The 20,668-nt window shown below is 72.6% G+C and carries 20 protein-coding genes; 14 read left to right on the plus strand and 6 right to left on the minus strand.

Annotated elements, in window-relative coordinates:
* Nucleotides 1–96: 96 nt before the first annotated feature.
* Genes ASD18_RS15195 through ASD18_RS15205 form a run of 3 tightly spaced genes read left to right on the plus strand, consistent with a single transcriptional unit; the run spans nucleotide 97 to nucleotide 2,201 of the window.
* A complete protein-coding gene (locus ASD18_RS15195) occupies nucleotides 97–828 on the plus strand; it encodes a beta-ketoacyl-ACP reductase (RefSeq protein ID WP_056093877.1) in 732 nt (243 codons plus the stop codon).
* A gap of 42 nt (nucleotides 829–870) precedes the next feature.
* Entirely contained in the window at nucleotides 871–1,641 is a 771-nt protein-coding gene (gene fabI / locus ASD18_RS15200; RefSeq protein WP_056093881.1) for an enoyl-ACP reductase FabI, read from the plus strand.
* Nucleotides 1,642–1,682: 41 nt separating this feature from the next.
* Complete coding sequence (locus tag ASD18_RS15205) at nucleotides 1,683–2,201, plus strand: histidine phosphatase family protein (protein ID WP_056093884.1); 519 nt, start codon at nucleotides 1,683–1,685, stop codon at nucleotides 2,199–2,201.
* A 77-nt stretch (nucleotides 2,202–2,278) separates the two neighbouring features.
* On the opposite strand, the gene ASD18_RS15210 is transcribed toward ASD18_RS15205, so the two are convergent.
* Nucleotides 2,279–3,280 (minus strand): hypothetical protein, encoded by a 1,002-nt coding sequence (locus tag ASD18_RS15210; protein WP_056093887.1) that lies wholly within the window; start codon nucleotides 3,278–3,280, stop codon nucleotides 2,279–2,281.
* 93 nt (nucleotides 3,281–3,373) lie between these two features.
* Here ASD18_RS15210 and ASD18_RS15215 point away from each other — a divergent pair, with 93 nt between their 5' ends.
* On the plus strand, nucleotides 3,374–3,760 hold the full coding sequence (locus ASD18_RS15215; protein ID WP_056093890.1) for a hypothetical protein: 387 nt from the start codon (nucleotides 3,374–3,376) through the stop codon (nucleotides 3,758–3,760).
* A gap of 131 nt (nucleotides 3,761–3,891) precedes the next feature.
* Here the strand turns inward: ASD18_RS15215 and serB are convergent, their stop codons facing one another.
* Nucleotides 3,892–4,536 (minus strand): phosphoserine phosphatase SerB, encoded by a 645-nt coding sequence (gene serB / locus ASD18_RS15220; RefSeq protein ID WP_255355449.1) that lies wholly within the window; start codon nucleotides 4,534–4,536, stop codon nucleotides 3,892–3,894.
* Nucleotides 4,537–4,579: 43 nt separating this feature from the next.
* The gene (gene glgC, locus ASD18_RS15225) at nucleotides 4,580–5,821 is read right to left on the minus strand and encodes a glucose-1-phosphate adenylyltransferase (protein ID WP_056093893.1); all 1,242 of its coding nucleotides are present in this window, start codon (nucleotides 5,819–5,821) and stop codon (nucleotides 4,580–4,582) included.
* A gap of 112 nt (nucleotides 5,822–5,933) precedes the next feature.
* Here glgC and glgA point away from each other — a divergent pair, with 112 nt between their 5' ends.
* Nucleotides 5,934–7,160 (plus strand): glycogen synthase, encoded by a 1,227-nt coding sequence (gene glgA, locus ASD18_RS15230; RefSeq protein ID WP_056093896.1) that lies wholly within the window; start codon nucleotides 5,934–5,936, stop codon nucleotides 7,158–7,160.
* Between the two features lie 3 nt (nucleotides 7,161–7,163).
* Here glgA and ASD18_RS15235 read toward each other — a convergent pair whose 3' ends face one another.
* Nucleotides 7,164–7,952, minus strand: a complete 789-nt coding sequence (locus tag ASD18_RS15235) for a hypothetical protein (protein ID WP_056093899.1) — start codon at nucleotides 7,950–7,952, stop codon at nucleotides 7,164–7,166.
* 86 nt (nucleotides 7,953–8,038) lie between these two features.
* Here ASD18_RS15235 and ASD18_RS15240 point away from each other — a divergent pair, with 86 nt between their 5' ends.
* From ASD18_RS15240 to ASD18_RS15280, 9 genes are all read left to right on the plus strand, one after another.
* Nucleotides 8,039–8,833 (plus strand): ABC transporter ATP-binding protein, encoded by a 795-nt coding sequence (locus ASD18_RS15240; protein WP_056093902.1) that lies wholly within the window; start codon nucleotides 8,039–8,041, stop codon nucleotides 8,831–8,833.
* Nucleotides 8,834–8,927: 94 nt separating this feature from the next.
* On the plus strand, nucleotides 8,928–9,362 hold the full coding sequence (locus ASD18_RS15245) for an NfeD family protein (protein WP_056093904.1): 435 nt from the start codon (nucleotides 8,928–8,930) through the stop codon (nucleotides 9,360–9,362).
* A 52-nt stretch (nucleotides 9,363–9,414) separates the two neighbouring features.
* Nucleotides 9,415–10,578: an SPFH domain-containing protein gene (locus ASD18_RS15250; RefSeq protein ID WP_056093907.1), complete on the plus strand. Its 1,164-nt coding sequence runs from the start codon at nucleotides 9,415–9,417 to the stop codon at nucleotides 10,576–10,578.
* Between the two features lie 99 nt (nucleotides 10,579–10,677).
* Nucleotides 10,678–11,346: a TetR/AcrR family transcriptional regulator gene (locus ASD18_RS15255; RefSeq protein WP_056093909.1), complete on the plus strand. Its 669-nt coding sequence runs from the start codon at nucleotides 10,678–10,680 to the stop codon at nucleotides 11,344–11,346.
* Nucleotides 11,340–13,085 carry an ABC transporter ATP-binding protein gene (locus tag ASD18_RS15260; RefSeq protein WP_056093912.1) on the plus strand — a complete coding sequence of 582 codons (1,746 nt, stop codon included), beginning with the start codon at nucleotides 11,340–11,342 and terminating at the stop codon, nucleotides 13,083–13,085. The genes ASD18_RS15255 and ASD18_RS15260 overlap by 7 nt, the downstream gene beginning before the upstream one ends.
* Nucleotides 13,086–13,135: 50 nt before the next feature.
* Nucleotides 13,136–15,055: an ABC transporter ATP-binding protein gene (locus ASD18_RS15265; protein WP_082574180.1), complete on the plus strand. Its 1,920-nt coding sequence runs from the start codon at nucleotides 13,136–13,138 to the stop codon at nucleotides 15,053–15,055.
* Between the two features lie 42 nt (nucleotides 15,056–15,097).
* Nucleotides 15,098–16,324: a sugar MFS transporter gene (locus ASD18_RS15270; protein ID WP_056093918.1), complete on the plus strand. Its 1,227-nt coding sequence runs from the start codon at nucleotides 15,098–15,100 to the stop codon at nucleotides 16,322–16,324.
* A 28-nt stretch (nucleotides 16,325–16,352) separates the two neighbouring features.
* A complete protein-coding gene (locus ASD18_RS15275; protein ID WP_056093921.1) occupies nucleotides 16,353–17,564 on the plus strand; it encodes an endo-1,4-beta-xylanase in 1,212 nt (403 codons plus the stop codon).
* Between the two features lie 4 nt (nucleotides 17,565–17,568).
* The gene (locus ASD18_RS15280) at nucleotides 17,569–18,393 is read left to right on the plus strand and encodes an RNA methyltransferase (protein ID WP_056093924.1); all 825 of its coding nucleotides are present in this window, start codon (nucleotides 17,569–17,571) and stop codon (nucleotides 18,391–18,393) included.
* Between the two features lies 1 nt (nucleotide 18,394).
* Here ASD18_RS15280 and ASD18_RS15285 read toward each other — a convergent pair whose 3' ends face one another.
* Nucleotides 18,395–19,327 carry an acyl-CoA thioester hydrolase/BAAT C-terminal domain-containing protein gene (locus ASD18_RS15285; protein ID WP_056093927.1) on the minus strand — a complete coding sequence of 311 codons (933 nt, stop codon included), beginning with the start codon at nucleotides 19,325–19,327 and terminating at the stop codon, nucleotides 18,395–18,397.
* Nucleotides 19,328–19,357: 30 nt separating this feature from the next.
* On the minus strand, nucleotides 19,358–20,665 hold the full coding sequence (locus ASD18_RS15290; RefSeq protein ID WP_056093932.1) for a Fic family protein: 1,308 nt from the start codon (nucleotides 20,663–20,665) through the stop codon (nucleotides 19,358–19,360).
* Nucleotides 20,666–20,668: the final 3 nt, after the last annotated feature.

Here is a 20,668-nt window from a genome sequence, read left to right on the forward strand (position 1 = left end):
AGGAGACGTGTTGTCCAGGTCCCACAACGTGGCGCGACGAACGTGGGCGCGGACCCTGCCGCGACTCACGGGAGTCGTCGGATAGCGTCGTGTCCCGTGCCTGAGACTTCCGACAACACAGCCACCGCTCGCAGTATCCTCGTCACCGGGGCCAACCGAGGCATCGGACGGGCGATCGCCGAGCGGTTCGTGGCCAACGGCGACAAGGTCGCCACCATCTACCGCTCGGGCGACCTGCCTGCCGGCGTCCTCGGCGTGGTCGGCGACGTGCGGGACACCGCGAGCGTCGACGCGGCGTTCGCCGAGATCGAGGCCGCGCACGGTCCGGTCGAGGTCCTCGTCGCCAACGCGGGCGTCACCCGCGACCAGCTGCTCATGCGGATGACCGACGAGGAGTTCGACGACGTCATCGACGTCAACCTCACCGGTGCCTTCCGCTGCGCGCGCCGCGCGAGCAAGGGCATGATCCGGCTCCGCCGCGGACGCATCATCTTCATCTCCTCGGTGGTCGGCCTGTACGGGTCGGCCGGCCAGGTGAACTACGCGGCGTCCAAGTCGGCCCTCGTCGGCATGGCCCGCTCGATCACCCGTGAGCTCGGCGGGCGGGCGATCACCGCCAACGTCGTCGCCCCCGGCTTCATCGACACGGACATGACGCGCGCCCTGCCCGAGGACAAGCAGAAGGCGTACCGCGAGTCCATCCCGCTGGGCCGGTTCGCGCTGCCCGAGGAGGTGGCCGGCGTCGTCGAGTTCGTCGCGTCGGACGCGGCGGGCTACATCTCCGGCGCGGTCATCCCCGTCGACGGCGGCCTGGGCATGGGCCACTGACCACTCTCCTGACGCACGGCGACACGACAGAACGGAACGCACATGGGTCTGCTCGACGGCAAGAAGCTCCTGATCACCGGTGTCCTCACGGACGCGTCGATCGCCTTCCACGTGGCGCGGCTCGCGCAGCAGGAGGGTGCCGAGGTCCTGCTCACCTCGTTCGGCCGCCAGTTCCGCCTGACCCAGGCGATCTCGCGACGGCTCCCGAAGGAGGCGCCGGTCCTCCAGCTCGACGTCACGGACGCCGACGACCTCGCGGCGCTCGCGGACCGGGTGCGCGAGGCGGGCTTCGACTCGCTCGACGGCGTGGTCCACTCGATCGGCTTCGCGCCGCAGTCCGTGATGGGCGGCAACTTCCTGGCCGGCGAGTGGGAGGACGTGGCGACGGCCCTGCAGGTCAGCGCCTACTCGCTCAAGTCGCTCGCGGTCGCCTCCCAGCCGCTGCTGAGCTCCGGCGGCGCGATCGTCGGCCTCACGTTCGACGCCCGCTACGCCTGGCCGGTCTACGACTGGATGGGTGTCGCCAAGGCGGCGTTCGAGTCGACCTCGCGCTATCTCGCCCGCGACCTCGGCCCGCACGGCATCCGCATCAACCTGGTCTCCGCCGGCCCGATCCGCACGACGGCCGCCAAGTCGATCCCCGGCTTCGAGGCGATGGAGGGCGGCTGGCCCGAGCGCGCACCGCTCGGCTGGGACGCGTTCGACCCGGAGCCGACGGCTCGCGCGGTGGCGGCGCTGCTGTCCGACTGGTTCCCCGCGACCACGGGCGAGATCGTGCACGTCGACGGCGGCTACCACGCGATGGGTCTGTGACCGCTGCTGCGCGGAGCGCCCCCGAATGGCACTCTGAGCCCGTGAGGCCCGACACCGGCACCCGGCGACTGCTGCTGCTGCGCCATGCCAAGGCGGAGCACCCGGACCTCATCGCGGACATCCAGCGGCCCCTCTCGCTCGTGGGCCGGCGCCAGTCCGCGCGCGTCGGTGCACGGCTGGCGGAGGATCAGCTGGTCCCGGACCTCGTGCTCTGCTCGGCCAGCGTGCGGACGCGCCAGACGTGGGACCTCGCCCGTGCCTCGCTCGGCGCGGACCCCACGGTCCAGTACCTCGACGACCTGTACTACGCGGGGTCGCGCGCGCTGATCGACCTGGTGCGCGCGGTGCAGGCGGACGTCCGGACCCTCCTCGTCGTCGGGCACGAGCCCACGATGTCGCAGTCCGCGGCCGCGCTCGCCGGTCCGGACTCGGATCCGGCGACGCTCGCGCGCGTGCGCCTGGGAGTGCCGACCGCGAGCTGGTCGCTGCTCGAGGTCCCCGGGTGGGACGCCCTCGAGAGCGGGACGGCGACGCTGCGCACGCTCGTGCTGCCGGGCTGAGGTCTGCTCAGGGCGCCAGTCTTGGCCGCGCCGCCGGGGCAGCTGCCGGAGGTCGGCGAGCTGGAGGGCCCGCCGACCTACGACGGCGGCGTCTGCCCGTCCGCCCGCTCCTCGGCTGGATCCGCGAAGAACTTCCACCCCGCCGGGGCCGCTGGCCAGCTCGGGTCGGGCCGCCACCGCGGCGGCGGACGCCAGCCGGCGGGTGGCGGTGGCCACCCGGGCGCTGGGACGAACTGCTGGGTGGAGGGTGTGCGCTGCGAGGCGGCGGCCGCGACGATGATGCAGGCGGCCGGGATCTGGAGCACCGCCAGTGCCGTGACGATCGCAGCGACCTCGACCCAGGTGTTCGACGCGACGCCGGCTACGCCGAGGTTCTCCGGGAGGTTCGCTCCTCCGCGGAGCAGCACGGCCAAGGAGGCGACGAACGCGCCGCTGGCGAGCGTGATCGCGATCACGCGGTGGCGACGCGGGCGACGCCGAAGCACGACGAACGCTCCGATGAGCGCGGCGACACCCAGCGCCGTCAGCGTGACGGCCAGGAGGCCGATCCAGGGCTCGGGTGACATCACCACGACGCCGACCGGGGCGTCCGCTGCGTCTGCGACGTCCATCCACGCCCACTCGGCGACGTCCTGGCCGCGGGACGGTTCCCAGGTCGCCGTCAGGGCGATACCGGGGGCATCGACGTAGACGTCGACCAGCTCCGCATCCTGGGCCAAGATCCAGGTCACGGCGTCGCGAGTATCGAGCGAGACACGGGGGTGCGGCCCGGGTTCGTACACGTCAGGCGCGTCGATGACGGCGAAGGGGTACCCCGCGCCGTTCGGTTCGACCCGGACGGCGAGGGACGTCGCGGAGGGGAACAGCCGGGTGCCGATTGCGTGGCCCCATGCCAGAAGCTGCGCATCGCTGCGGACGGCGGTGTCGTCGAGGAACACCTGGGCGGTGGTGGAACCGTCCGTGTTGACGACGACCTGGATGTCGACGGCGTCCGTCTGGCCGGATGGCCCGTACGGGTCGCACGCCGCGAGGCTCGCCACGACGACCACGGCCAGGGCGGCGACGATCGCTCTCTTCACGGTCGCACTGCGTCAGAGCCGTCAGTCCAGGCGGTGGAAACCCTCAAGCGCGGCGTGCCGTCTGCCGTAGTTCCTGACAGGGAGGCGAGCCACATGACCACCACGCAGCAGGTCCGTACCGCCACGCACACCGGCGCGACCGCCGAGCAGCTCCGCGCGCGTCGGCAGGAGCACGTGGCCCGAGCCCGGGCCGCCCATCTGATGCTCGCGGCCCGCCGGGCGCGCCACGGTGCCGACGCCGCAGCCGTCGCCGCAGCCGCCGCCCCCGACGACGAGCGGCTGCTGCGACAGGCACAGGCACTGGAGGCGACGGCGGACCACGTCGAGACCGCCGCGACCGCCGCCCGCCGCGAGTGGGCGCTGGCATCGTTGGCTGCGGACGACCGGCTGCGACTCTTCGTCGACGTCGACCTGGCGTGCGACGTTCCGACGCAACGAACCGATCCCCACGGCGCCGGCCAGCAGGCTCGCCAGGGCTGACCACGTACCGGCCGGGACGGCAAGGTCCCTGCCAGACCTGGGCTGAGGTCAGTACAGCCGGCGCAGGGCGTGGGTGTCGAGCGTGAGGATCCGCACGCGGTGGTCGACCGGCCCGGTGGCATCCGTCGAGGTCACGACGCGAAGACCGGCAGGTCGAGGACGGCGTCCAGCCGGTCGCGCACGACAGCGTCGGCCGCTGCGCACAGCAGGGGCTTCGCGTTGTAGGCGATCCCGAAGCCGGCGGCGACCACCATGTCGATGTCGTTGGCGCCGTCGCCGATGGCGATCGTGCGCTCCATCGGGATGCCGACCGTGGCCGCGTACTCGCGCAGGGTGCGCGCCTTCGCCGCCCGGTCCACGACCGCTCCGCTCACGCGGCCGGTGAGTCGGCCGTCGACCACCTCGAGGGCGTTCGCCCTGGTCAGCGTGATGCCGAACGACGCGGCGAGGGGGCGCACGATCTCGATGAACCCGCCGGAGACCAGGCCGACGGGCCACCCGCGGGCAGCCAGCTCGGCCACCAGCTCCGCGGCGCCGGGGGACGGCTCGACCTCGGCGAGCACGTCGGCCAGCACGGACTCCGGCAGGCCGGCGAGCGTCGCCACGCGCTCGTGCAGGGACTCGGCGAAGTCGATCTCGCCGCGCATGGCCCGCTCGGTGATCTCGGTGACGAGCTCCTCGGAGCCCGCTCGGGCGGCGAGCATCTCGACGACCTCGCCGGTGATGAACGTCGAGTCGACGTCCATCACGACGAGGCGGGGCGGCGACTGGTTCACGGACGGCAGGGTAGTGGCGCGCGCCGGGCGACGTGCCCGGTGCTCACTCCGCGATGATCGTTCCCTTGGGCACGACGGTGATCCCGGACTCGGTGACGGTGAACCCGCGTGCGCGGTCGTGGTCGTGGTCGAGGCCGACGCGGACGCGTTCGGGCACGTGGACGTTCTTGTCGATGATCGCCCGGTGGACCTGCGCGTACCGGCCGATGTGGACGTCGTCGAAGAGCACCGAGTCCGTGACCTGCGCCCACGAGTGCAGTCGGACGCCTGGCGAGAGGACCGAGCCGGACACCGTCGCGCCGGAGACCAGCACACCCGGAGAGACCACCGAGTCCACGGCGTGACCGAGCCTGCCCGCGCCCGCGTGGATGAACTTGGCGGGTGCCAGGCTCGTGTACCCGCTGTAGAGCGGCCACTCGTCGTTGTAGAGGTTGAACACGGGCTCGATCGAGATGAGGTCGATGTTCGCCTCGTAGAACGCGTCGATGGTGCCGACGTCGCGCCAGTAGTCGCGGTCGCGCGGCGTGGAGCCGGGCACGTCGTTGCGCAGGAAGTCGTAGACACCGGCCGTGCCGCGCTCCACGAAGTACGGGGCGATGTCTCCGCCCATGTCGTGGCGCGAGTTCACGTTCTCGGAGTCGGCGGTCACCGCGGCGACCAGCGCGTCCGCGTTGGCCACGTAGTTGCCCATCGACGCGAGGATCTCGCCGGGGGAGTCCGCCAGGCCCACCGGGTCGGTCGGCTTCTCCAGGAACGCCTTGATGCGCGTGGCGTCCGTCGGGTCGACCTCGATGACGCCGAACTGGTCGGCCTCCTCGATGGGCTGGCGGATCGCGGCGACCGTGAACTCGGCACCCGAGGAGATGTGGGCGTCGACCATCTGGGAGAAGTCCATGCGGTACACGTGGTCGGCCCCGACGACGACCACGATGTCCGGGCGCTCGTCCTCGATGATGTTGAGGCACTGGTAGATGGCGTCGGCGCTGCCGAGGTACCAGTGCTTGCCGACGCGCTGCTGCGCGGGCACCGCGGCGACGTAGTTGCCCAGCAGCGGGGACATCCGCCACGTCTTGGACACGTGCCGGTCCAGGCTGTGGGACTTGTACTGGGTGAGCACGATGACGTGCAGGTACCGGGAGTTGATGACGTTCGACAGGGCGAAGTCGATCAGCCGGTACAACCCCCCGAAGGGCACCGCCGGCTTGGCACGGTCTGCGGTGAGGGGCATCAGACGTTTGCCCTCCCCACCTGCGAGGACGATAGCGAGGACGCGCGGCGCTGCCATGGCTACGACCCTAGGCCCCAGGCGCGGTCCCAGCGAGGCGTGACGTCGCTCACGCGCTAGCGTGTCGGCGGGAGAACCGGTCGTCGGTGCCGGTGGCGAGGGGATGGTTGCTGTGCGTGTCGACCTGCTGACCCGGGAGTACCCGCCGCACGTCTACGGCGGAGCGGGCGTCCACGTCGCGGGGCTGACCCGTGTCCTCGAGCGCACGATCGACGTGCGCGTCCACTGCTTCGACGGCCCCCGTGACGCCCCCGGCGTGACGGGCTACACCGTCCCCACCGAGCTCGCCGGCGCGAACGCCGCCCTGCAGACGTTCGGGGTCGACCTCGAGATGGCCGACGCGGTGGGCGCGGTCGGTGCCGACGGCGTCGCGTCCGACCTGGTGCACTCGCACACCTGGTACGCCAACCTCGGCGGCCACCTCGCCGGGTTGCTGCACGGGCTCCCGCACGTCGTCTCGGCGCACAGCCTCGAGCCGCTGCGCCCCTGGAAGGCCGAGCAGCTGGGCGGCGGCTACGCCCTGTCCAGCTGGGCCGAGAAGACTGCGTACGAGGGTGCCGCAGCCGTGATCGCGGTCAGCGGCGGCATGCGCGAGGACATCCTGCGGGCCTACCCGAGCGTGGACCCCGCACGGGTCAAGGTGGTGCACAACGGCATCGACCTCGACCAGTGGCAGCGGCCGACGAGCGACGAGGCGGTGGCGAAGGCGTCGGCGACCGTCGCGGCGCTGGGCATCGACACGTCCCGGCCGAGCGTGGTGTTCGTCGGCCGGATCACCCGGCAGAAGGGCCTGCCGTACTTCCTGCGTGCCGTCGAGCTCTTGCCGCCCGAGGTCCAGGTGGTGCTCTGCGCGGGCGCGCCGGACACGCCGCAGATCATGGCGGAGGTCACCGGGCTGGTCGAGCAGCTGCGCGCCAAGCGGTCGGGCGTGGTCTGGATCGAGCAGATGCTGCCGCGCGACGAGCTGATCGCCGTCCTCATGCACGGCACGGTGTTCGCGTGCCCGTCGGTCTACGAGCCGCTGGGCATCGTCAACCTCGAGGCCATGGCGGTCGGGCTGCCCGTGGTCGGGACGGCCACCGGCGGCATCCCCGAGGTGATCGACGACGGCGTCACGGGCCGGCTCGTCCCGATCGACCAGCTGCAGGACGGCACCGGCACCCCGGTCGACCCCGACCGGTTCGTGCACGACCTCGCAGACGCGCTCACCGACGTCGTCGGCAACGAGGCCCGGACCGCGCAGTGGGGGCTGGCGTCGCGCCGCCGCGTCGAGGACCACTTCACGTGGGAGGCGATCGCCGAGCGGACGCTGGAGGTGTATCGAGCGGCGCTCGGCTGACCGTCAGGCCGTCACCTGGGACGCCGCCGCGGCCATCGCGCGGCGGGCCATCCGGTCCACCTCGCGCAGCGCCGTCGACCGCTGGTCGGCCTGCCACAGGTTCACGGCGGCGCCGTCGTCCTGCGTGGCCAGCGCGACGATCGCGCGCAGGCGCGCCGCGCTGGCGAGCACCCGGACGCGCCGGCCGTCGAGGCTGTCCGGCAGCCGCCACGCGGGCAGCTCGAGCTCCCGCAGCGCCGCCACGGTCTCGGCGGCGTCGGGACGCCACTGCGCGACGTCGAGCTTGACCAGTGCCTCGGTCGCCTGGAGCAGCCCCTGGCGCAGCTCGCGCTCGGCGTCCTGCAGCGACCCCGTGCGGGCGTGCACGGCGTGGCGCCAGTCGGCGACGTCGGAGAGCTCCCAGGTGACCAGGTGCCCGGGTTCGAGTGCGGAGCCGAAGCGCTGCACCACCGGGACCGCGACGAGGCACTCCTGCGGGGTGCGGACGAGCACGGCCTCGCCGGCCTCGGTCGCCGCCGAGCTCACGGACGCCGGTGTGGCTCCGGGGTCACCCGGCACGGGCAGCACCGCGGCGACGTCCCGGGGCGAGCCGGCGCACGCGTCGAGGAGCACGCTCAGCGGCTCGTCGGTCAGGTCGTCACGGAGCGGTTCGTCGTGCGACGGCCGCCGCTGGACCGTGTGCGGCTCGTCGTCGGACTGCACGGCGTCGACGAGCACCGCGCGGTCGATGCTCTCGTCCGCCAGCCAGAGCGCGAGGAGGACGGAGCGGGGGAGCTCCAGGGTCAGGTCCACGGTACAACGGTAGACGTGACCCAGCGCACCGACGAGCGGCCCGTCGCAGGCCGCCGACGTGCGGCTCGACGGTTAGGGTCATGCCCATGACCGACGTGCTCGACCTGCAGGCCGTGACGATCCGCCGGGGAACGACGACGATCCTCGACGAGGTGACGTGGACGGTCCGCGAGGGTGAGCGGTGGGTGGTGCTCGGCCGCAACGGTGCGGGCAAGACGACCCTCCTGCAGGTCGCCTCGGGCCGGATGCACCCGACGAGCGGGACCGCCGACCTGCTCGGCTCGCGGCTGGGGCGGGTCGACGTCTTCGAGCTGCGCCCGCGCATCGGCCTGTCGAGCGCGTCGCTCGCGGACCGGATCCCCGCGGGGGAGAGCGTGCGCGACGTCGTGCTCACCGCGGCGTACGGCGTGACGGGGCGTTGGCGCGAGGAGTACGAGGCGCTCGACGACTCGCGTGCCGCGGACCTCCTGGCCGCCTTCGGGGTGGCGCACCTGTCCGGCCGCACCTTCGGCACCCTGTCCGAGGGGGAGCGCAAGCGTGTGCAGATCGCCCGGTCGCTGATGACCGACCCCGAGCTGCTGCTGCTGGACGAGCCTGCCGCCGGTCTCGATCTCGGGGGTCGCGAGGAGCTGGTCGCGGCCCTGGCCGAGCTGGCCGGCGACCACCGCTCGCCCGTCCTGGTGCTGGTCACGCATCACGTCGAGGAGATCCCGCCCGGGTTCACGCACATCCTGCTGCTGCGCCAGGGCAAGGCCTTCGCGGCCGGACCGATCGACGAGGTCCTCACCCCGGAGACCTTGTCGGGCGCGTTCGACCTCCCTCTCGTCGTGGCCAAGACCGACGGTCGCTGGTCGGCGCGCGCGGCTTCCTCTGAGGGCTGAGCATTTCCCCACAGGTTCGCAAAGAACCCGTCTAGTATCGGTTGGACAGCAGGCTCCGGCGTCCGGACCTGCCTGACTGAGGGAGTGGGCACCGATGGGTTGGCTGTGGTGGATCGGAGCAGCGCTCGCGCTGGGCATCCTGGAGATGCTCTCGCTCGACCTGGTGCTCGCGATGTTCGCCGGCGGCGCCATCGCCGGGGCGATCGCGTACTGGCTCGGAGCCCCGGTGCCGGTGCAGTTCGTCGTCGCCGCGCTGACCTCGGTCATCCTGCTCGCCACGCTCCGTCCGTGGCTCCTGCGGCACCTGCGGGACCGGATGCCGCTGGTGGAGACCAACGCCGCAGCGCTTGTCGGCCGCGACGCGGTGGTCGTCTCGACGGTCACCGTCGAGGGTGGCCGCGTGAAGCTCAACGGTGAGGTGTGGAGCGCCCGGGCGGATGCCGCGGAGGCCATCCCGCCCGGCACCGAGGTGCGGGTGTCCCGGATCGACGGAGCGACGGCAGTCGTCGTCCCCGTCGTCGGCGCCTGAGCCCTGAACGACCGCGGGCAGCTCGCCCGCGAGTGACCCCTCTGGAGGATTCATGGACGGCTTGGGCAGTGGGCAGATCGCCCTCTACATCGTGCTGGGGCTGGTCCTGCTGTTCGTCGTCATCGCGCTGGTGCGGGCGGTCAAGATCGTCCCGCAGGCCGTCGCGATCATCGTCGAGAGGCTCGGGCGCTACTCCCGCACGCTGGACGCCGGCCTGCACCTGCTGATCCCGTTCGTCGACCGCGTGCGCGCCGGCGTGGACCTGCGCGAGCAGGTGGTGTCGTTCCCGCCGCAGCCCGTGATCACCTCGGACAACCTCGTGGTGAGCATCGACACGGTCATCTACTTCCAGGTGACCGAGCCCAAGTCGGCGGTCTACGAGATCGCCAACTACATCCAGGGCATCGAGCAGCTCACCGTCACGACGCTCCGTAACGTGGTCGGGTCGATGGACCTCGAGCAGACGCTGACCAGCCGCGACCAGATCAACGGCCAGCTGCGTGGTGTGCTCGACGAGGCGACCGGGCGGTGGGGCGTGCGCGTCAACCGCGTCGAGCTCAAGTCGATCGACCCGCCGGACTCCATCAAGGGGTCGATGGAGCAGCAGATGCGCGCCGAGCGTGACCGTCGTGCGGCGATCCTGACCGCCGAGGGGTTCAAGCAGTCGCAGATCCTCACGGCCGAGGGCGAGAAGCAGGCCGCGATCCTACGGGCCGAGGGTGGCGCCCAGGCGGCGATCCTCACGGCCGAGGGCGAGGCCCGGGCGATCCTGCAGGTGTTCGACGCCGTGCACCGCGGCGACGCCGACCCCAAGCTGCTGGCGTACCAGTACCTGCAGATGCTGCCGAAGATCGCCGCGACCCCGTCGAACAAGATGTGGTTCCTGCCGTCGGAGCTGACCAGCGCGCTCGGCACGTTCGCCAAGGGGTTCGGCGGCGCGTTCACCGGGAGCGACGGGGGAGTCTCCGACTCGGGCCGCCCGGCCGGCACCTCGCCCCTGGGTGACGACCTCCCGCCGACGACGCTGACGGACCCCGCCGAGGCGCTCGCCGAGGCGCGGCGCGAGTCGGCCGCGGCGACCGCGGACGCGACGAGCTCGGGCACGTTGAGCGGTCTCCCGTTCGACCCGTCGGTCGAGCTCGGGCAGCGTCCTGGTGGGGGAGCGGTGCCCCCGCGGGCGCCAGAGCCGCCGCCGGAGGACGCACCGACCGCCTGACGCACAGGGCCGGATCTCGACGAGGGTCCTCCCCTGGCCCATGTTCGCCCACAGCGAACATGGTTCCGGAGTGAGTGCTCACTCACTTACGGTCGCGTCGTGGACACGACTCTCCAACCGCCGACGGGACGGGCGACGCCGCTGCCGCCCGACGAGCGCCGGGCGGCCATCCTGCTCGCCGTGCGGCCCCTGTTGCTGCAGCGCGGCGCCGCCGTGACCTCTCGCGAGCTGGCCGACGCGGCCGGCGTGGCGGAAGGCACGCTCTTCCGGGTGTTCACCGACAAGGTGACGCTGGTCCGCGAGGCCGTCCTCGCCGCGGTCGACCCGGCCGCGTCGGTACCCGAGCTTGCGACGATCGACCGCACCCTGCCGCTGCGTGACCGCCTGGTCGCGATCCTGGCCCAGGGACTCGGGCGGGTGGGCGAGTCCATGCGGTGGATGGCCCTGCTGCACGAGATCAGCCGGCTCGAGCCGGGGAGGTCCCCGAGCGAGCACCGCGAGGCGGCGATGCGGATGTGGGGGCGGCGGCAGGAGGCCGGCACCGCGGCCGTGAACGCGACGCTCGCGTGGCTGCTGGAGCCCGACGCCGACCAGTTCCGGTTGCCCGTCGACGACGTGATCGAGCTCCTCACCACGGTGCTGATGGGCTCGTCGATGCGGACGGTCGACGCGCTGCGGCGCGGGCTGGAGGTCCCGCCCCCGAGCCCGGAGCGGCTGGCTGACCTGGTCCTGCACGGCGTGCTGGCCGAGGGGACCCCGCGATGCTGATCACCCTGCTCAAGGAGCACCTGCGGCCCTACCGGAGCGCAGTCGTCGCCGTGGTCGTGCTCCAGCTGGTGCAGACCATCGCGACGCTCTACCTGCCCAGCCTCAACGCGCGGATCATCGACGACGGCGTGGCCCAGGGCGACACCGGGGAGATCATGCGGCTCGGCGGCGTGATGCTCGCGGTGAGCCTGGTGCAGGTGGTCGCCGCCGTGATCGCCGTCTACTTCGGCTCCCGCACCGCCATGGCGTTCGGCCGTGACGTGCGCAAGCGGCTGTTCGGCCACGTGCAGACGTTCTCGGCCCAGGAGGTCGCCAAGTTCGGCGCCCCGACGCTCATCACCCGCACGACGAACGACGTGCAGCAGGTGCAGATGGTGGTGCTGCTGACGTTCACCCTGATGATCATGGCGCCGATCATGCTGGTGGGCGGTGTGGTCATGGCCATGCGCGAGGACGTCGGGCTGTCCGCGGTGCTCCTGGTCTCGGTGCCCGCGCTCGGCATCGTCGTCGCCCTGATCGTCACGCGGATGATCCCGTACTTCCGGTCCATGCAGAAGCGGATCGACGCCATCAACCGCGTGCTGCGCGAGCAGATCGCGGGCGTCCGGGTGGTGCGCGCGTTCGTGCGCGAGCGCCGGGAGTCCGCCCGGTTCGACGGGGCGAACACCGACCTCTACGACACCTCGCTGCGGGTGGGCAAGCTCATGGCGCTGATGTTCCCGGCCGTCATGCTCGTGCTCAACGCCACCACGGTCGCCGTCCTCTGGTTCGGCGCGCAGCGCATCGACGCCGGCCACCTGATGATCGGGCAGCTCACCGCGTTCCTCTCGTACATCGCCTACATCCTCATGGCCGTGATGATGTCGACGATGATGTTCGTGATGGTCCCGCGGGCCGTCGTGTCCTCCGAACGCATCGGCGAGGTGCTGGACACCCGCACCTCCGTGGTCCCGCCCGCGCAGCCGGCCGTGCTCCGGACCGGGCCCGAGTCGCGGCCCGGCCTGCTGGAGCTGCACGGCGTCGAGTTCCGCTACCCGGGCGCCGAGCGCCCCGTGCTGCACGGGGTCGACCTGGTCGCCGAGCCGGGGAAGACCACCGCGATCATCGGCTCCACGGGTGCCGGGAAGACGACCCTGCTCAACCTGATCCCCCGGCTGTTCGACGTGACCGGGGGCGAGGTGCTCATCGACGGCGTCGACGTGCGCGCGCTCGACCCCGACCAGCTGTGGACCCAGATCGGCCTGGTCCCGCAGAAGCCGTTCCTCTTCGTCGGCACCGTCCGGTCCAACCTCGAGTACGGCAGGCCAGGGGCGACCGACGACGAGCTCTGGCACGCGCTCGAGGTCGCGCAGGCGCGCAACTTCGTCGAGGCGCTCGACGGTGGGCTCGACGCGCCGATCGCCCAGGGCGGCACCAACGTGTCGGGCGGCCAGCGTCAACGGCTCGCGATCGCGCGCGCCCTGGTGCGGCGGCCGAACATCTACCTGTTCGACGACTCGTTCTCCGCCCTCGACTACGCGACGGACTCCCGGCTGCGGGCCGCGCTCGTCCCCGAGACGCGGGAGGCCACGGTGCTGGTGATCGCGCAGCGCGTGGCGACCATCCGGAACGCGGACAGCATCGTGGTCATGGAGGACGGCCTGGTGGTCGGCGTCGGCACGCACGCGGAGCTGCTGGAGTCGTCCGAGACCTACCGGGAGATCGTGTACTCGCAGGTCAGCGTGGAGGAGGCGGCGTGAGCACCCAGACGCAGCGCATCCCTCCGGCCCGCCGCGGCCCCGGCGGGCCGATGATGTCGATGGGGATGCCCGTCGAGAAGTCGATGAACTTCCGCGAGTCCGCCGGCCGGTTCCTGCGCGAGATGCGCGGCGAGCGGGCACCGATGGCGCTCATCGTGGCCCTGGCCGTCGCCTCGGTGGTGCTCGCCGTCATCGGCCCCAAGCTCCTGGGCGACGCCACCAACATCATCTTCGACGGGGTCGTCGGCACCCAGCTCGGATCCGCGTTCCCGGCCGGGACCACCACCGACCAGGCGGTCTCGGCGCTGCGCGCGAGCGGGCAGGACACGTTCGCGGACGTCGTCGCCGGCAGCGGGGCCGTGCCCGGGGTGGGGATCGACTTCGACCGGCTCTGGCAGCTGCTCATGGTCGTGCTGCTCATCTACGTGGGCTCGTTCCTGTTCGGCTGGCTCCAGGGCCGGCTGACCGCGGTCGTCGTGCAGCGCGTCGTGTACGGGCTGCGTCAGCGGGTGGAGGCCAAACTGTCGCGCCTGCCGCTGCGGTACATCGACGGCCAGCCGCGTGGCGAGCTCCTGAGCCGGGTGACCAACGACATCGACAACGTCGCGCAGACCCTGCAGCAGACGCTCTCGCAGCTCATCACCTCGGTGCTCACCGTGGTCGGCGTGCTGGTGATGATGTTCCTGATCTCCCCGCTGCTGGCCGTGATCGCCCTGGTCACCGTGCCGCTCTCGGTGATGATCGCCGGGGCGATCGCCAAGCGGTCGCGGCCGCAGTTCATGGAGCAGTGGGCATGGACCGGCAAGCTCAACGCGCACATCGAGGAGATGTACACGGGGCACGCCCTCGTGACCGTGTTCGGGCGGCAGGCGGAGGCGGCCGAGGTGTTCGCGGAGCGCAACGAGAAGCTCTACGACTCCAGCTTCCGGGCGCAGTTCATCTCCGGGATCATCCAGCCCGCGCTCGGCTTCGTCGCCAACCTCAACTACGTGATCGTGGCGGTGGTCGGCGGGCTGCGGGTCGCGTCCGGCACCATGACGCTCGGTGACGTGCAGGCGTTCATCCAGTACAGCCGGCAGTTCACGCAGCCGATCACGCAGATCGCGTCGATGGCCAACCTGCTGCAGTCCGGGGTCGCCTCGGTGGAGCGGGTGTTCGAGCTGCTCGACGCGCCCGAGCAGTCGCCCGACCCGGCCGAGCCGACACCGCCCGTCCAGCCCACCCGGGGGCGGGTCGCCTTCGATCACGTGGCGTTCAGCTACTCGCCCGACAAGCCGCTCATCGAGGACCTGTCCCTGGTGGCCGAGCCGGGGGAGACGATCGCGATCGTCGGACCCACAGGCGCCGGCAAGACGACCCTGGTCAACCTGCTCATGCGGTTCTACGAGGTGGACGGCGGCCGGATCACGCTCGACGGCGTGGACACCCGGGAGCTGACCCGGGACGCGCTGCGCTCGCAGATGGGCATGGTGCTCCAGGACACCTGGCTGTTCGGCGGCACCCTGGCGGAGAACATCGCCTACGGCGCCGACGGCGCGACCCAGGAGGAGATCGTCGCCGCGGCCGAGGCCACGCACGTGGACAAGTTCGTGCGGACGCTGCCCGACGGCTACGAGACGACTGTGGACGACGAGGGCTCGAACGTCTCCGCGGGCGAGAAGCAGCTGCTCACCATCGCGCGCGCGTTCCTGGCCGACCCGGCGATCCTCATCCTCGACGAGGCGACCTCGTCGGTGGACACCCGCACCGAGGTGCTGGTCCAGCAGGCGATGAACGCGCTGCGGCACGGGCGGACGTCGTTCGTCATCGCGCACCGGCTGTCCACCATCCGCGACGCCGACACGATCCTCGTCATGGAGGACGGCGCGATCGTCGAGCAGGGGTCGCACGACGAGCTCCTCGCCGCCGACGGTGCGTATGCCCGGTTGTACGCGAGCCAGTTCGCCGCCGCGGTGGCGCCGGTGGACTGACGTCCCGGAGAACGCCCTGATCAGGCACGTACGCTCGGGCGCATGTCCTCCGAGGGGTTCCCGCGCGACCGCATGACGATCGCGTTCTACGGACCCTTCGTCGTGTGGGGGTGGCTGCTCTACAGCTTCAACCCGAGCGTGCCGCTGCTGGCCGACGAGCTGGGGATCTCCGCTGCGCAGGCAGGGCTGCACGGGACGGCGATGGCCGTCGGAGCCATCGTCGCGTCGCTCGCCACACCGCGGCTCGTGCGTGCTCGGGGTCGGCGGGGGGCGATCGTCCTCGCGTCCGCGCTCGTGGCCGTCGGCGCGTGCGGCATCGTGGCGGCCCCGGGTCTGGCCTGGAGCCTCGGCGCGATGGTCGTCGTGTCGCTCGGCGGCAACGTCGCGATCAGCTCGACGCAGGCGGGGCTCGCGCTGCAGCACGGCAGCAAGGCGTCCGCGGCGCTCACCGAGGGCAACGGGGTCGGGTCCTCGGTCGGGCTGCTCGGCCCGCTCGCCGTGGGCGCGTGCGTGGCCGTCGGCTGGGGGTGGCGGCCCGCCGTGGCCGTGACGGCCGTGCTGGCGCTCGCCACGGCCGTCGTCGTGGCGCGGATCCCGGTGGGCGGGGCGATGACCCCACCGCACGCCCCTGACACCGTGGTCGCGCCCCGGTCCGGGGTCCAGACCGGGAGCCGGGTTCCCACCTGGTGCTTCCTGGTGACCCTGGTGGCCGCGATCCTGATGGAGTTCGCCACGACGTACTGGGCGACCGGCCTGGTGATCGAGCAGACCGGTGCCGGCGCGGGCATCGCCGCGGCGACGACCGCGGGGCTGGTGGCGGGCATGTCCGCGATCCGGTTCGTCGTCGGGCCGTTGTCGCTGCGCGTGCCGCCGGCGATGCTCCTCGCCGTCGCGTTCGTCGTGGCGATCGGCGGGTGGGCGATCCTGTGGACCGCGACCACACCGTGGGTCGCGATGGTCGGGCTGGTGGTGGCGGGGTTCGGGTACGGCGCCACGTACCCGCTGTCGATCGCGCTCCTGCTGGCCACAGCACCCGGCCGCGCGGACGCCATGCAGGCCCGCGCGACGCTCGTCGGCGGCCTGGCGATCGGGGTGGGCCCGTTCGCCCTCGGAGCCCTGTCCGACGTCGTCGGGACGCACCAGGCGTTCCTGGTGGTGCCCGTCGTCGCCGTGGCGGGCGCGGTCGGCGCGGTGCTCGGCGGTCGCGCGATCCGGGTTCGCCCGGTGCCGGCCGTCGAGCTCGAGCCCGGCGTGGCGGCGGATCGATAACGTTTTCGGCCGTGGCAGGCTGGCCCGCATGTCCTCGCTGCAGCACCGGCGCGCCGACGCCGTCGTCACCGTCCTCGGCCCCGACGGCCACCCGCTCGCCGACACCGACGTCGTGGTCGCGCAGGAGCGGCACGCCTTCCTGTTCGGCAACATCGGGTTCGACCTCGTCGCGCTCGCCAACGGCGAGGCCGAGGCGCACGAGCGGTCCGCGGCGCTCGCCGACCTCTGGCTCGATGTGTTCAACGCCGCGACGCTGCCGTTCTACTGGGGCACGTTCGAGCCCGTGCGCGGCCGTCCGGACACCGCGCGGCTGCTGAGGGCTGCCCGCTGGTTCGCCGAGCGAGGCGTGGTCGTCAAGGGGCACCCGCTGGCCTGGCACACCGTGTGCGCGCCGTGGCTGCTGGACCTGAGCACCGACGAGATCGCGGACGTGCAGGACGCGCGCATCCGTCGCGAGGTCGCGGACTTCGCCGGGGTGATCGACACCTGGGACGTGATCAACGAGGTCGTGATCATGCCGGTGTTCGACAAGGAGCCCAACGGGCTGACGCGCCTGGCGTGGGACCGCGGACGCATCCCGACCATCCGGCTGGCGTTCGACGCCGCCCGGCAGACCAACCCGTCGGCCACGCTGCTGCTGAACGACTTCGACATGTCCACCGCGTACGAGTGCCTGATCGAGGGCGTGCTCGAGGCCGGCATCCAGGTCGACGCGATCGGCCTGCAGAGTCACATGCACCAGGGGTACTGGGGTGAGGAGAAGACGCTGGCGATCCTCGACCGGTTCGCACGGTTCGGCCTGCCGCTGCACCTGACCGAGACGACGCTGCTGTCGGGCGAGCTCATGCCTGCGCACATCGAGGACCTCAACGACCACCAGGTCGCGTCGTGGCCGTCGACCCCCGAGGGTGAGGCGCGCCAGGCCGACGAGATCGAGCGGCACTACCGGACGCTGGTCGGGCACCCCGCGGTGCAGGCCGCGACGTACTGGGGGATCACCGACGACGGCGCGTGGCTGGGCGCGCCCGGCGGGCTCGTGCGGGCGGACGGCACCCCCAAGCCCGCGTACGACGCGCTGCGGCGGCTGGTGAAGGACGAGTGGTGGCTGGCGCCGACGACACGGCGGACCTCGTCCACGGGACGCGTGCCGGTGAGCGGGTTGCTCGGTGCCTACTCCGTCGACGGCACGCCGTTCTCGCTCGAGCGCGACGGGGAGGTCGTCGTCCGGCTGGAAGGATGAGCGCGTGCCCGTCGCCTCCGTCCAGCCCGTGACCGACCCCGCCGACGAGCGTCTCGCCGACTACGTCTCCCTGACCGACGTCGCGCTGCGCTCGCGGCAGGAACCCGCCAAGGGCCTCTACATCGCCGAGAGCTCCACCGTCCTCGGTCGCGCGCTCGCGGCCGGTCACCGACCGCGCTCGGTCCTGCTGTCCCCGCGCTGGCTGCCGGACCTGGAGCGGCTGCTGGCGAGCCTGCCGTCCGACGACACCGAGGTCCCCGTCTACGTCGCCGAGGAGCCCGTGCTCGAGGCGATCACCGGCTTCCACGTCCACCGGGGGGCGCTCGCCGCGATGCACCGGCCCCCGCTCGCGCCGGTCTCCGAGCTGCTCGCCGGCGCGCGGCGGGTCGCCGTGCTGGAGGACATCGTCGACCACACCAACGTCGGCGCCGCGTTCCGGTCGGCTGCGGCGCTGGGGGTCGACGCCGTGCTGGTCACGCCGCGGTGCGCCGACCCGCTCTACCGCCGGTCCGTCCGCGTGTCGATGGGCACGGTGTTCCAGGTGCCGTGGACGCGCATCGACCCCTGGCCCGAGGGGATCTCCGCGCTGCGCGACGCCGGGTTCGTCACCGCGGCACTGGCCCTGTCGGACGACTCGATCACCCTCGACGAGCTGGTGGCCGACCCGCCGGAGCGGCTCGCCCTCGTGCTCGGCGCCGAGGGGCACGGGCTCAAGCCGGTGACCGTCGCCGAGTCCGACCTGGTGGTACGGATCCCGATGGCGGGCGGGGTGGACTCCCTCAACGTCGCCGCGGCCGCCGCGGTCGCGTTCTGGGCGACCCGGGCCTGACTCACGCCGGGTCGTCGCGGGGGAGCGTGTAGCGCAGGAAGCCCATGGTCCGCGTCCACGTCTCCCGGCGAGCGTGCGCGGTGAGGACCGGGTCGCCGCCGTAGCGGAACGTGACGCCAGGACCGGGGCCCTGGCTGGTCGCGACGCCGCCGGGCGGGCCGGCGATCATGTGGCCGGCGCTGTCGAGCACCACGTTCGCCCACGGGTAGGGGTGCTCAGCCAGGCGGTCGGCAGCCACCTGGTGGTACCCGGGCGAGTCCCACATCTGGTCGTCGCCACCCGCGACCAGCAGCACGCCGCCGCGGATCCGCTCCACCGGGATGCTCACCCGCTCCAGCGCGTCGTGGTCGGTCGGCAGCGGCGCGAACCCGTCGCGCAGCGCGACCGGGTCGTGGCGTGCGATGGCGTCCTCGAGCTCCGGTGTGACCGCGTACGGCAGGAACGGCAGCGGCTCGCCGTCCACGGTCCAGGCCGGTCCCGACGACCGCAGGATCCGGTCCAGCCGGCCCACGTCGTAGTCGATGCCGGCGGTGACGACCCCGCTGCCGACGACGCTGACCACCGACCCCACGCGCTCGTCGCGGCTGCCCACCAGCAGCGCCGCCTCGCCGCCGCGGGAGCCGCCGAGCAGACCGATCGAGCCGGGTGCGAACCCCTGCGCCTCGAGCAGGTCGATCGCCCGGCCGAAGTACTCGAGGGGCACGTCGAGGAGCATCCTCGGGACGCCGGCCGTGCCGAAGTAGGCGAGGGCGAGCGCGGCGAACCCCTCCTCCGCGAGCGCGACGGCGTCCCGCTCGTGCATCCCGCCCTCGGACCCGCCGATCACCACGACTGCCCGCTCGGCGCCGGCCGCGGGCCGTGCCAGCACGCCGGCGATCCCGTGCGCGCGACACACGGTCCGGTCCCTGATGACGCGGTGGGTCGTCCGGCTCATGTGGCGCACCCTAGCGACGGCCACCGACGCTCAGCGGTGCTGGCCGCGATGCCCGCGGGGCAGGCGGCAGGCGCGCCCGGCGCGAGGGAGCCAGGCGCCGCACGCAGACTCGGCCTCGAGGTCGAGGGCGGCCACGGGGACGTCGACGGCCGATGCCGGCTCCGCGTCGGGGACGATCCCCGGTTCGGCGACGAGGTCGAGCAGCTCCGTGGCCACGTAGACGGTGCGGGTGCGGTCGGCCTTCCGGTCGGTGCGCAGCACCCCCGACGCGGCCAGGGAGTCGAGCGCGTTGCGTGCGGCGACGGCGCTGATCTCGTACCGCGCCGCCACGGAGGCCGCATCGAGCACGGGGTGCGTCGGGAGGTCGGAGACCAGGCGGTGCGCGACGCCGCGCCGGACGCGGCCGGTCGGCGACCTGTCCCGCAGGTAGGCGTCGAGAGCGTCCGTCTGCCGGCGCTGCCAGTCCGTCACCTGGCCCGAGAGCGCGAGCGCGTCGGCGGCGGCCGCGACGACCGCCTCGGCGACCACGGTCACGATCGCGACACCGTGGTCGCCGCGACGGTAGGTGTCGAGCGCGGCGTAGTAGCGCTCGCGGTCGCGGAAGAGGGCGGTGCTGACGGGCAGGGTGATCCGGGGCGCGACGCCGTACCGGGCCAGGACGGTCCCGATGAGGACCCGGCCGGCGCGGCCGTTGCCGTCGGCGAACGGGTGGATGGTCTCCAGCTGCGCGTGTGCGAGGGCGGCCGCGAGGACCGGCCGGTGCCGACGGGACACCAGGTAGGCGTCGAGGTCGTCGAGGAGCCCGGGGACCAGCTCGTGCGGCGGGGCGTTGTAGTGCGCCTCGAGCGGTGTCCGGCCGCCGATCCACACCGGTTCGGTGCGGACGCCCGCGTGCCGCGGCGCGATCAGTCGCTGGAGCTCGACGGCGTCCCACACCAGGGACACGTCCGCGTCGAGGGCCCGCTCCACCGACGAGCGGACGGCGTGCAGGGTGCGCGCGACCGTGACGGCGGACTCGCGGCCGCGGGCCACGAAGTCGGCGACGGCCACCGCGCGGGGCGTCGGCTCGTAGCCCTCGATGAGGGACGACGCGGCGGCCTCCGAGCGGACGAGCAGGTCGCCGATCTGTCCGAGCCCCGCGTGCGCGGCGAGGTCGGCGGCCTCCCGGGCGCGGCTCTCCGCCTCGTCGAGGAGCCCCGAGAGGCCCGCCTCGAGGTGTACGTCGAGGTCGAGCAGCGAGTCGGGGACGAACGCCTGGTAGCTGCCCGAGCGCGTGAACCGGCGGGGGACCCCGTCGGTCGCGCGCGGTGTCCACTGCTGCGTGACGTAGGTGCCCATGCC

This window comes from Cellulomonas sp. Root137 (assembly GCF_001426725.1).
Lineage (GTDB): Bacteria > Actinomycetota > Actinomycetes > Actinomycetales > Cellulomonadaceae > Cellulomonas.

Excerpts from the sequence above, each read along its gene's own strand:
- fabI (WP_056093881.1), top strand. The coding sequence starts at position 871 with ATGGGTCTGCTCGACGGCAAGAAGCTCCTGATCACCGGTGTCCTCACG.
- ASD18_RS15215 (WP_056093890.1), top strand. The coding sequence starts at position 3,374 with ATGACCACCACGCAGCAGGTCCGTACCGCCACGCACACCGGCGCGACC.
- glgC (WP_056093893.1), bottom strand. The coding sequence starts at position 5,821 with ATGGCAGCGCCGCGCGTCCTCGCTATCGTCCTCGCAGGTGGGGAGGGC.
- ASD18_RS15240 (WP_056093902.1), top strand. The coding sequence starts at position 8,039 with ATGACCGACGTGCTCGACCTGCAGGCCGTGACGATCCGCCGGGGAACG.
- ASD18_RS15245 (WP_056093904.1), top strand. The coding sequence starts at position 8,928 with ATGGGTTGGCTGTGGTGGATCGGAGCAGCGCTCGCGCTGGGCATCCTG.
- ASD18_RS15250 (WP_056093907.1), top strand. The coding sequence starts at position 9,415 with ATGGACGGCTTGGGCAGTGGGCAGATCGCCCTCTACATCGTGCTGGGG.
- ASD18_RS15260 (WP_056093912.1), top strand. The coding sequence starts at position 11,340 with ATGCTGATCACCCTGCTCAAGGAGCACCTGCGGCCCTACCGGAGCGCA.
- ASD18_RS15265 (WP_082574180.1), top strand. The coding sequence starts at position 13,136 with ATGATGTCGATGGGGATGCCCGTCGAGAAGTCGATGAACTTCCGCGAG.
- ASD18_RS15270 (WP_056093918.1), top strand. The coding sequence starts at position 15,098 with ATGTCCTCCGAGGGGTTCCCGCGCGACCGCATGACGATCGCGTTCTAC.
- ASD18_RS15275 (WP_056093921.1), top strand. The coding sequence starts at position 16,353 with ATGTCCTCGCTGCAGCACCGGCGCGCCGACGCCGTCGTCACCGTCCTC.
- ASD18_RS15285 (WP_056093927.1), bottom strand. The coding sequence starts at position 19,327 with ATGAGCCGGACGACCCACCGCGTCATCAGGGACCGGACCGTGTGTCGC.
- ASD18_RS15290 (WP_056093932.1), bottom strand. The coding sequence starts at position 20,665 with ATGGGCACCTACGTCACGCAGCAGTGGACACCGCGCGCGACCGACGGG.